The sequence below is a fragment of the Porphyromonas sp. oral taxon 278 str. W7784 genome (assembly GCF_000467855.2).
GTDB lineage: Bacteria > Bacteroidota > Bacteroidia > Bacteroidales > Porphyromonadaceae > Porphyromonas.
Map to the genome: position 1 here is coordinate 132,660 of NZ_KI259258.1, position 10,177 is coordinate 142,836.

General features: G+C 56.4%; 5 protein-coding genes. 1 reads left to right on the forward strand and 4 read right to left on the reverse strand.

Features of this window, described 5'->3' with window-relative positions:
• Positions 1–245: 245 nt before the first annotated feature.
• Positions 246–1,682, reverse strand: coding sequence for a pyruvate kinase (gene pyk / locus HMPREF1556_RS07070; protein ID WP_021667723.1), 1,437 nt, complete (start codon positions 1,680–1,682; stop codon positions 246–248).
• 21 nt (positions 1,683–1,703) lie between these two features.
• Entirely contained in the window at positions 1,704–2,144 is a 441-nt protein-coding gene (locus HMPREF1556_RS07075) for a type II 3-dehydroquinate dehydratase (RefSeq protein WP_021667724.1), read from the reverse strand.
• A gap of 78 nt (positions 2,145–2,222) precedes the next feature.
• Here HMPREF1556_RS07075 and HMPREF1556_RS07080 point away from each other — a divergent pair, with 78 nt between their 5' ends.
• The gene (locus HMPREF1556_RS07080) at positions 2,223–3,122 is read left to right on the forward strand and encodes a site-specific tyrosine recombinase (protein WP_021667725.1); all 900 of its coding nucleotides are present in this window, start codon (positions 2,223–2,225) and stop codon (positions 3,120–3,122) included.
• A gap of 1,289 nt (positions 3,123–4,411) precedes the next feature.
• Here the strand turns inward: HMPREF1556_RS07080 and HMPREF1556_RS07085 are convergent.
• Together HMPREF1556_RS07085 and HMPREF1556_RS07090 are read right to left on the reverse strand one after the other, a co-directional pair.
• Positions 4,412–4,690 carry a hypothetical protein gene (locus tag HMPREF1556_RS07085; protein ID WP_021667728.1) on the reverse strand — a complete coding sequence of 93 codons (279 nt, stop codon included), beginning with the start codon at positions 4,688–4,690 and terminating at the stop codon, positions 4,412–4,414.
• A gap of 41 nt (positions 4,691–4,731) precedes the next feature.
• Positions 4,732–9,462 (reverse strand): DUF4332 domain-containing protein, encoded by a 4,731-nt coding sequence (locus HMPREF1556_RS07090; protein ID WP_021667729.1) that lies wholly within the window; start codon positions 9,460–9,462, stop codon positions 4,732–4,734.
• Positions 9,463–10,177: the final 715 nt, after the last annotated feature.

Genomic DNA, 10,177 nt, shown 5'->3' on the forward strand with positions numbered 1-10,177 from the left:
TAGGTTTTTTCGACGACCTACCGTAGGTCGCATTTTGGGCTCTTCGGAGGGCGGTGCTGCAGCCCTCGGGAGAAGGCTTCTAAAAGGGTGCGAGTCGCCCCCTCGAAGTGCAGTGAACTTCCGCCTCGCTGTGTGGCGTGCTTCTCCTACTTCTAGCGGTGTGGACACAAAGGAAGGGAGACCCCAGGATAAGTTACCTTATCGAGGGGCCTCCCTTCGGAGAGTCGAGAGTAAGGGCGGAAGCCTTACTTCGTGTGCTTAGCGAGAACTTCCTGGACGGTGTCGATCTCGAGCGTGTGAGCTGCACCGGTCTGACCGACCGTACCACTCATGTAAGCTACCTGAGTCTCAGGGGAGAGGATGCCATCCTTGATGAAGCTCTGGATACCTGCAGCAAGACGGCTCTTGGAGCAAGAAGCATCTTCGGCGTAGTGTGCGGTGACACCGTAGCTCAGGGAGAGACGGCGAGCGAGCGTAGCGTCGTAGCAGATAGCGCAGACGGGTACGGTAGCACGGAAGGAAGAGAGGTAGCGAGCCGTACGACCCGTGAAGCTATCGGTGATGATGGCTTCGGTGTCGATCTGGTCGACGCTACGTACAGCCTGCTTGGAGAGGAAGGCAGTCGTGGTGCTGACTTCCTTAGAGTAAGGAACTTCGTTAGAGTACTCACGCTCCAGAGTCGTCTCTGCTTCGCGGATGATGCTGGCCATGGTCTTGACAGCCTCGAGTGGGTACTTACCGTTAGCCGTTTCGCCAGAGAGCATCACAGCGTCCGTGCGGTAGTAGACAGCGTTAGCGATGTCGCTGACTTCAGCACGAGTAGGCAGAGGATTGTCGATCATCGTGTGAAGCATCTGCGTAGCCACGATGACGGGGCGCTTAGCAGCGATACACTTCTTGATGATCATGCGCTGGATGGAGGGGACCTTCTCAGCGGGGACTTCGATAGCGAGGTCACCACGAGCGATCATGATACCGTAGCAGGAGTCGATGATCTCATCGATGTTGTCTACCCCTTCCTGGTTCTCGATCTTAGCGATGATCTTGATATCGCTGTTGTGCTCGTCGAGGATCGCCTGGATCTCTTCGATATCCTTCTTGTTGCGGACGAAAGAGTGTGCGATGAACTCGATCTTCTGGGGGATAGAGTGGAGGATGTTGTTGCGGTCCTTCTCGGTCAGAGAGGGCAGGTCGATACGTACGCCAGGTACGTTGACGCTCTTGCGGCTACCGAGCTTCCCGTTGTTCTGACATACGGTGTGGAGCTTGTCGTCTTCCTTCTTGACTACGTCGAAGGCCAGCGCACCATCGTCGAGGAGGATACGAGCACCTACGGGTACGTCGTGTACGAAGTTCACGTAGTTGACATTGATGACTTCGTTGTTGGTCTTAGCCTCGGGGTTAGCCTGGAAGATGACCTGGTCACCGGCGTGGAACTCACGCTTGACTTCAGCATCTCCTTCGAGGACCGTCGTACGTACTTCTGGGCCCTTGGTATCCAGCAGGACGGCGACACTAGGCGAGACGGCACGGGTGTTGTTGATGACCGTGGTGATCCCTTCCTTAGTCATGTGGGCGGTGTTCATACGGACGACATTGACACCAGCCTCTACGAGCGGACGGATGAAATCTACGTCGCAGCGTAGATCCGAGATAGTAGCTACAATCTTTGTTTTCTTCATAATTCCTATTAGGGTAATAAACTATCTGTTGGGTGAAGCGCCCCCGAGGATCGCCTCTATAGCTAGGCGATAGCCATCCATGCCGAAGCCGACGATGCCCCCCTGACAGGCGCTCGAGAGGAGCGAATGCTGGCGGAGCTCTTCACGCTGATAGACGTTGGAGATATGGACTTCGATGGTGGGGGGAGTGATAGCTCTGAGCGCATCGGCTAGAGCGAGGGAGGTATGGGTGTAGGCACCTGCATTGAGGACGAAGGCATCTACGCCGGCATCTTGGCTCTCATAGAGCCGATCGATAAGGGCCCCCTCGTGGTTCGACTGGAAGTAAGTCAGTCTCAGACGATCATCATACAGCTGGTGGAGCGTCTCTAGGCAGGAGTCCATCGACACGGTGCCGTAGATACCTGGCTCACGCTTCCCTAGCCTGTGTAGGTTAGGGCCGTTGATGATCTCTATCCACATTTGATCGTTGCTGGGGGGTATTCTTTTTGTCTGCTTATCTTACCTTTGCAAAGATAATTTAAAATTCTCACTTTCGTGATGTTGCCCTCCGATATTCGCACGCAATTCCTCTCCTATCTTCGCTTCGAACTGAACCTCTCTGCCAACACCTGCGAAGCCTACCTCTCCGATGTCGATAAGCTCCTGAGCTATCTCGACTCCGAAGGGATCCAGATGGAGGAGGTCGACTATCCACGACTCCAGCACTTCATCGCCACCCTACACGATCTGGGCATCAGCCCCACGTCGGTCTCCCGCATCATCTCGGGGATCCGCTCCTTCGGGCGCTATCTCCTCCTGGAGGGCTATATAGAGACTGACCCCACGGCTCTGCTGGAGGTACCCCGCAAAGGGCGCTACCTGCCCACAGTGCTCACTACCGAAGAGATCGACCGGATCATCGAGTCGGCAGGGAGCAAAGGTGGGGTCGAAGGCCAGCGCAATCGGGCCATCATCGAGGTGCTCTTCAGCTGTGGTCTACGGGTGAGCGAGCTGTGTCACCTCACCTTCCCCGACCTCTTCCTCGACGAAGGTTACCTGCGTGTCCAGGGCAAGGGAAGTAAGCAGAGGCTTGTCCCGCTGAGCGAAGCTGCTGTGCACGAACTCACCCGCTATCTGGCCGATCCCGACCGTGCCACTCCTCGCCGAGGACAGGAGAACTATGTCTTCCTCAGCCGTCTGGGCAAGGCCATCTCACGCATCACCGTCTTCGTCCTCATCCGTGAAGCTGCCCAGATGGCTGGCATCACTAAGACGATCAGCCCCCATACCTTCCGCCACAGCTTCGCCACGGCTCTGCTCGAAGGGGGGGCTAATCTCCAAGCCATCCAGCTCATGCTCGGGCACGAAGACATCGCTACGACCGAGATCTATACCCACATCGATCGCTCGAAGCTCCGTGAGCAGATCGAGCACTTCCACCCTCGCAATCGCAGGTAGCGATTCGCTGAATTTTCCCGCTTCTTCTCTCTACGCTCACGCCTCACGATCAGGCGTGACTCCCTAGGATTTAGCCCCGCAGTCGAGGCGTTTCTCCTTGGGGCGTGCCTTGCTATTCCTTCCCCTAAAATGGGGGAGCGAAGATCAGGACTTCTGGAGGCTTTCCCTCCGCTGTTTTTGAAGCGATGATTTTGCGCCGAAGAAGGGGGCGCTACATCCCGCTTAGAATGGGCGTTTGGGAGGGGGTAAAAAACGACCTACCGTAGGTCGTCGAAAAAACCTACTGTAGGTCGTCTTGCGACCTACCGTGGGTCGCCGACCCACAGTAGGTCTGTTTTGGGGCTCCTTGAAGTACCCCTCCGATACGCCCCTTCTTCACCCTCCTTTTGCTCCGCCCAAAATGAAGGGAGGCAGCCCCGTAGGACTGCCTCCCTGATTTACCTCATGCCCTTAGATGGGTCGCTGGTGCTGGGGAATCCAACCCCATCCTGCTCGCTTCCACAAGATCGGAGCTTTGATCCGTCCCTTCGGCTCTTCGCCCCCAGACTTGCCTAAGTCGCTCCACTCGTCTCCGGTGAAGGCTTTCGACCTGCCCTCTCAGCTCTTAGCTAGAGTGCAGCCAAAGCTCTTCGCCCGTTCCCGGGGAGGCCTTAGACTTGTCTTGGACTAGGAGTCCGGTCCGTCTCTCTACTCTTCATCTCGTGGGCTCGCCGTTCGCGTAAACTATGCACCGACGGCCCAAGTCGCACCGACCTTAGACGCTGCTGGAGCGACTCCAGCTGGTGTCTAAGCGTCCGATGCTCAGGCTTCAAGGATCGTCCCAGCGCAGTATCCTCTGGACAGACGCTCTGCTTGCACAGACCGCCACATGACCGTAGCCCTCGCAGCCCTTCTCTATGTACTGACGACTCACGTACGTCTTGGTACTCTTAGCCGAATACCCATTCCGTTCAAGGCGCCTTCCTGTGGGGAGACTTCGTGCCTCCCTCGACGTATCGCTACACAGGTTCGAGAGGGTAGCCCAGCTCATCATGCCTCATTCCGCTGTCGTCTTCCGACCACAGCTTCCTGAAGTCCTCGCTAGGATCTGCTTGGTGCTGGCCTTCCGGCCAGCGGCTAAGTACATCTGATGCGGCTACATCTCCTCCGGCCCCCTAGGCCAATAGAGCAGTGACAGGAGTCGAACCTGTCTATCATCGCTAGGGGCTCCGATCGTGTGCACACCCTGCTCTTCATCTTGCGATAGAGGACGATCTACTTAGCCAAGGCTTTTCCTTATCCTTCGGCGACTATCCGTTCGACGGTCGAGGTAAACCTAATGTAGATGCTAGGAACTGGAGGAGCATCTGCTCATCGCAGTCCCCGTTCTTATCTTTTCGTCCGCTCTTGCGAAGGAGATTGATATAGCCGCCGATCTCGGTGATGCTCTGCGGGGCAGGCACTCGGGGCGGGACGATCTCCGTCTCTGAGGCGATACGCCTGAGGATCGCCTTCTTGAGCTCTAGTATCTCGTCTGAAGACTCCTGCTCGAGGAGCTTCAGGACGACTGCTTCGATGGTGCTTGACATATCTCTTCGTGTTTATTAGTCCTGTGTGATCGTAGGTAGGGCTACTTAGGAGACTTGGGAGCTTCGGCTTTCGCCTTGTTGAGCTTGGCGAGTTGCTCCTTGATCATCGTGCCATACTTCTCGGCCTGCTCCCAAGAGTAGAAGCCATAGTGGGTACAGTAGGCGGCTGCCACCCTCACTATGTCGTCTCCATAGAGCTCCCGTAGTCGCTTGTATTCGGCGAAGTGCTTGAGCCGATCATCTCCGCCAGAGACGGCGGAGAAGAAGCGACACTTGATGCCCTGGGTGTCCTCGTCGGAGAGACCGGTGAAGCCCAGTTCGTCGATCTTGATGTGAATGCCTGCGATGGCCTTCCGTTGCTGGTCATAGCGATCGCCCTTGCCTGTGGAGGGAGGGATCGCAGTGCCTGGGTCAGTCTTCGGTTCGTCGGGCTTAGTCTCAGCGGGAGGAGTCGCAGGGCCCTTCCCCTCGTTCTTGCCGTCCTCTCCCTTTTCGTTGGGCTTGGTCTCAGAGGGAGGAGTAGCGGAGCCTTTACCCTTGCTCTTGTCGCCCTCTCCCTTTTCGTCGGGTTTGGGAGCTTCGGGAGTCTCCTTCTTTTCCGCTTCCTTGGCCTTGGCCTTCTCAGCCTCACGCTCCTGCTTGCGTGCTTCGGCTTCTGTCTCGAGCTTCTTCATCTGATACTCTAGGGCCTTCTTCACGATCTCCGCATTCTGCGTGACCATATTGGCCTGAGCATTGGTATTGGCTACACCCGTCTGCTGGAGAAGCTGTGCTGTAGCGTTGGCCGCCGTGATGTCGGCGAAGGTAGGAGCAGGTCTGCTGGTGAGTGCCTTCAGGATCTCAGGTGCTGTGACTGCCGTCGGAGCGGTAGCTCCTGTGAGCCCTAGAGCGCTGATGTCCTTGGTCTTCTTGTCTGCCAGCAGGTCGTGCTGAGAGAGGGCTTCCGGACCAATAGGCATGGAGTCGATGGGCGAATCCTTCCAGTTCCAGAAGCGAGTCAGATCGATCTCTTCGCTGACATTCGTTTCGCCGAGGACGGCCTCACCGATCATCCCTTCTGTAGGTAGAGAGATCGAGGTGCTTGGGACTCGGAAGCAGGAGGTATGGTAGCGGTAGAGCGATTCCTGTACCTCGGCAGATGTCTTGCCTAGCTTCTCCGCCAGCTCCTCGGGATAGGTGAAGGGGAATATCATACAGTTGCCGTAGAAGCCCAGCATTTTCTTGACGTTGATACAGTTCAAGAGGGGCACCTTGACCTCATCGGTCTTCTTGCCTCCTGCCGCCTGTTTGTCGGGTTTAGCGTAGTACTGGCTCCTCTGGAAGTCCATCTCTACCGTGTACTGATCGAGCATGAGGACACGCTCGTTGTCACTGAGCGAAGCCCAGACACACTGGGAGTAGTGCATCGTCTCGGTAGCTACATGCTGGAGGGTCGCTTCGATGCGCTGCAGGTCCGCTAGCTTGAGGATGGGGATCGACTGCGACAGCTCGATGTAGACGGCATTGTACTGGAGTCTATTCGAGGAGAGCCCTGAGCTCTTGGGCGAGCCTGCACTGCCGTCGCTGACACTGCACGAGAGGAGTACGACGGGTGAGAGCTGTACGATGGTCTGTGGCGAGAGCGTAGCGCCGTGCTGTAGTTCGTTGACGATGAAGTTGTCGGGGAGCCCTTGGTAGTAGTGATTCAGGCGGCGGATATCCTTCCTGATCTTATCGTCGTCCTTATAGAGGTCGTCTAGCCGATCGAGGTAGTTGATCACCGCCTTAGTGTTATGCTCCATCCAGCTGGAGTCGGCGACGAGGAGCTTACCCTTGGTGTGATCGATCTCGTAGTCATGAGCCAGCTGGTACTTCAGCGGCGAGGGGTTATTCTCGATGCGGATGCGACTGAGATCTTCGTCGGTCACACTCGCTGGCAGGCTGAAGCTATAGCTGATCTCTTCCGTGGGGAGTTGACTGCGTAGCCCACGGAGATAGGTGTCGATCTCAGACCGTTGCTTGATGCCTTGATCCTGGATGAGATCGGCTAGGGACTGTCCCTTCGAGCTAAAGCCTACAGCCTCGCCTATGATGCTTCCCTTGTTGTTCTTCAGCTGAAGGGTCACAGAGATATTGTCGCAGGGTAGGAACTTCCCCTTGAGGGTCAGTAGGAGGGTACGCCCCGTGGACTGTGAGTCGATCCGCTCCATCTTCCACATCGGATAGGAGGCATAGCGCTGGAGAAGCTCTAGCCCCGCCCTATAGCGGTAGGGGAGCCGGTAGTGGAGCATGTCGAAGTAGCGAAGTAGGGTGTCGTAGCGCGTCTTGAAGTGCTCCCTCGTGAACTCGGTGTGGGCAAAGTTGTCAAGGTAGAACCGCTGACCTTCGGGGAGGAAGGGTATGAGGCTCATCGGTACGAAGAGCACAAGATCCACTCCATCGATACAGGTCTCCAGACGGTAGCGGCGCATCACTTCCCAGTACTGGATCGTCATAGCATGGGAGTGGTTGTGATTGGCGATGATGCGTGTGGCTACCGAATCGGTCTCACTGCCCGTGGCCGAGGAGATGCTGACTCTGCGTGCTTGGGAGAGACGCTCCGAAGCGCTGGTGATGAAGTGCTGGAAGCGCTGGGCTGCCGAGGAGGTCTCATGAGCGGCATTGCTCTGCCGTGCCGAAGAGCTGGCAGATCCTCTTGAGGAGGAATGCCCGACACTCGCCCCGACACTTACCCCGAAGAGACTGAAGCCTAAGCTCCCTCCTACAGAGGTGCTCGAGGTGCGGAAGGCCGATTGGCTATCACCGGCCGACATCTGGTTGATCGCATAGTTGTACGCTGCACTGGTATCGTCTACCTGCGAAGAGCCGTAGCGGTCACGTACGGAGTCACTCCCCTCAGATACGTCGCTGAGCGAATAGGACTGATTGCGCTCCCGGACGATGAGGCGCTGCTCTTCGCCTGGGGCAAGGACGGTGGAGTAGAGCAGGGTGCCCAGAGCAAAGCCATCGGGTACCCACGCCTGATGCATATTGAGCACATAGCCGATCCCCAGCGAAGAGGCTTGTGGGATAGCATGGGCATTCTCTGCCATGCTCCTCTTGTAGCTCATAGCGTCGATGGGGCGCTGTAGCTTGACTCGCTCCATGGCTTGTCCCTTGGAGGGATTGGAGATCGTCGGCTCTACCAGACGCTGAAGCATCGAGTAGGTGAACATACGAGAGGGGGCGGTATCTGTCGGGAGGCGTATCGCATCATCTCCCTCACCCATGAGCTTCACGCTCGGTAGGACTCGGGGCTTATCGTCGTGGAAGCCCTTGAAGATCTTTTCACTGAGGATAAGGTCTCCTAGGTCGACGCACAGGTCGGTGCGAGAGAAGAGATCGCTGAGGCTCTTCGTAGCCATCTTAGCGGGGAAGTCCACACCGAATATCATCTTCAGCAGGTCACGGCGCTCCTCTTCCTTCTTCTCCTTATGCTTCTTGACTTCCTCGGGTTTGTACTTCTTCTCAAACTCCTCGGTAGAGTAGTAGCCGGAGGGTTCGCCACTGGAGCTTCCGCCCCCAGCGAACTCTTCCCGCTCTAGGTGCTGTAGCTGCTCATAGGCATCGATGATCTGCTTGTCTGCGAAGATCTCCTTGTTGACCGAGTCAAGCTTGGCTAGGAGCTCAAGGAGTTCGTTTGCATAGAGGCGCTTGTTTGGATCGTTCGGATCTTTAGGATCCTTGCGTCCTGGTATGAATACCCGCTCCAGGATCTCTGAAGCCATACGTACGAAGGTCTGCTTATATCCCCCCTGTGTGAGGGTGAAGGTGATCTTCTCCTGTAGGTTGTATCGGTCGGGTAGGGTGATGACGAACTTCCCCTCGCCATCGGTCAGACTGCTGGGGTCTTCGTTCTTCTCTGGCTTCTTGTCCGTGGGGCTAGCTATCCCTTCGATCCGAACGAGGATATCTGCCTGTGGGCTGGGTGTGTCACCGGAGGATTGCTGCTCACCCCGCATCTTGACCGCTCCCATGATGGTGCGTGGTAGCGGGAGGCTCATATCTACGTTGAGCAGGGCAAGGAGCCCTTCGGTGATGATCTCCGATTCGGTCTTGACCTTCGGGATGATCCTCTTCTCTCGGAAGAGATGGACGGGCTCCTTGAGGTCCTCACCATCGAACTCTATACGGAAGTTCGTGCGCTCCTCTTCCCCGCTAGGCTGTAGCCACCATGCCTGCTGAATGATGCCACCGAGTAGCTCTCTCGCTTCGTTCAGTAGCGTCTGCTTCTCATCCTCCTCTCGGATGAGAGTAGGGGTCGAGAAGTTTGCTTTACTAAGGAGCTCGTAGGCCTTGTGGAAGGCGGTGTCTATGGGCATCCATGCCTCCCTCTTGGCAGGAGGGAAGAGGCGGAAGGCCTGGAGGACGACGCCGAGTAGGACGTCATCACCAGGGTTGTCGAAGTCTGGATAGATCGTGAAGATCGGGTCGATAGCCTGTCGTAGCTTGTGGGTATCGACCTTAGCAAGGTCATAGGTACAGCGTACGCCCACCAGGGTGAGCACGAAGGCTAAATCCGTGGTCATACTAGGCACTCGCCAGAGGTCGGCCTGCTTGACCCAGTTGGTCACGTACTGTGATTTAGTCTGAAGTTTCGCTGCTATATCGGCTCGAGCAGCTACAGTGCGCCCATTGAGGAGCAAGCCAGAGATATCATGGATACCACAGTCGCTGGCGAGCTTCTTCTTCATGGCGTTACTGATCCCTTTGATCGGGATGAGTGTGCTGAGGTCATCTGTTCTCTGTCCCATAAGAATCTATGTCTTTTAGGCTCCCAAGGATGAGACTTGGGAGGTGGTAGGTCTGGGTAGAAGGGTTGCGCTACCTCTCCGGTTTTGTAGGAGAAGGGGTGTATAGGTAGGGGAAATGCTCTGACGAAGGAGGATGCAGATCTCTTGGAAGGTAGGAGCGGAGAAGACAGACCAAGCGTGGGGGCGTGCTGGTGGGCGAGGGCTTGCTAAGAGCCTTCGCGAGGGCGTCTGGTCTGTCCTTCATAGTGGCAGGGCTCCACCAGAGGGAAGGGCGGTAGCGTACGGGGCCGTCGTGTGCTACTTGTCTGAGCGGGTGCGGATGAGGGTCTTGTTCACAGCAGGCTCATTCCCTCGTAGGGGGAGATGAGGTGTCCAAGAGCTCCGCTTTCGTCTCGAGCGTTATGTCGAAGTTCGGACGAGGCTAGGGGTGTGGGGGATGCTAGCCAAGTGTCGTCGTCGAAGGAACTCAGTAGAGATCTTGTTTTCGGGCGCTAGGCTCCCGTTGTACTCCGGCTCTCTCAGGGAGAGCAATGTCCTTGGGGTGCGTTGGGATCCCCATAGGGACAGATCTCTACCGCAAACCTAGTGATATTCTTTTTATTTTCCAAATCATCGATGAAGATCCTTTTGCTAGGCTCGTAGGTAGTGGATAAGTGCTCTTCAGCCGAAGCTATTGGGAGGCAGAAAAAGAGACCTACGGTAGGTCGTCGATGCG

Bases quoted from the DNA above. Each gene is read 5' to 3' on its own strand.
- pyk (WP_021667723.1), bottom strand. From the start codon at position 1,682: ATGAAGAAAACAAAGATTGTAGCTACTATCTCGGATCTACGCTGCGAC.
- HMPREF1556_RS07075 (WP_021667724.1), bottom strand. From the start codon at position 2,144: ATGTGGATAGAGATCATCAACGGCCCTAACCTACACAGGCTAGGGAAG.
- HMPREF1556_RS07080 (WP_021667725.1), top strand. From the start codon at position 2,223: ATGTTGCCCTCCGATATTCGCACGCAATTCCTCTCCTATCTTCGCTTC.
- HMPREF1556_RS07085 (WP_021667728.1), bottom strand. From the start codon at position 4,690: ATGTCAAGCACCATCGAAGCAGTCGTCCTGAAGCTCCTCGAGCAGGAG.
- HMPREF1556_RS07090 (WP_021667729.1), bottom strand. From the start codon at position 9,462: ATGGGACAGAGAACAGATGACCTCAGCACACTCATCCCGATCAAAGGG.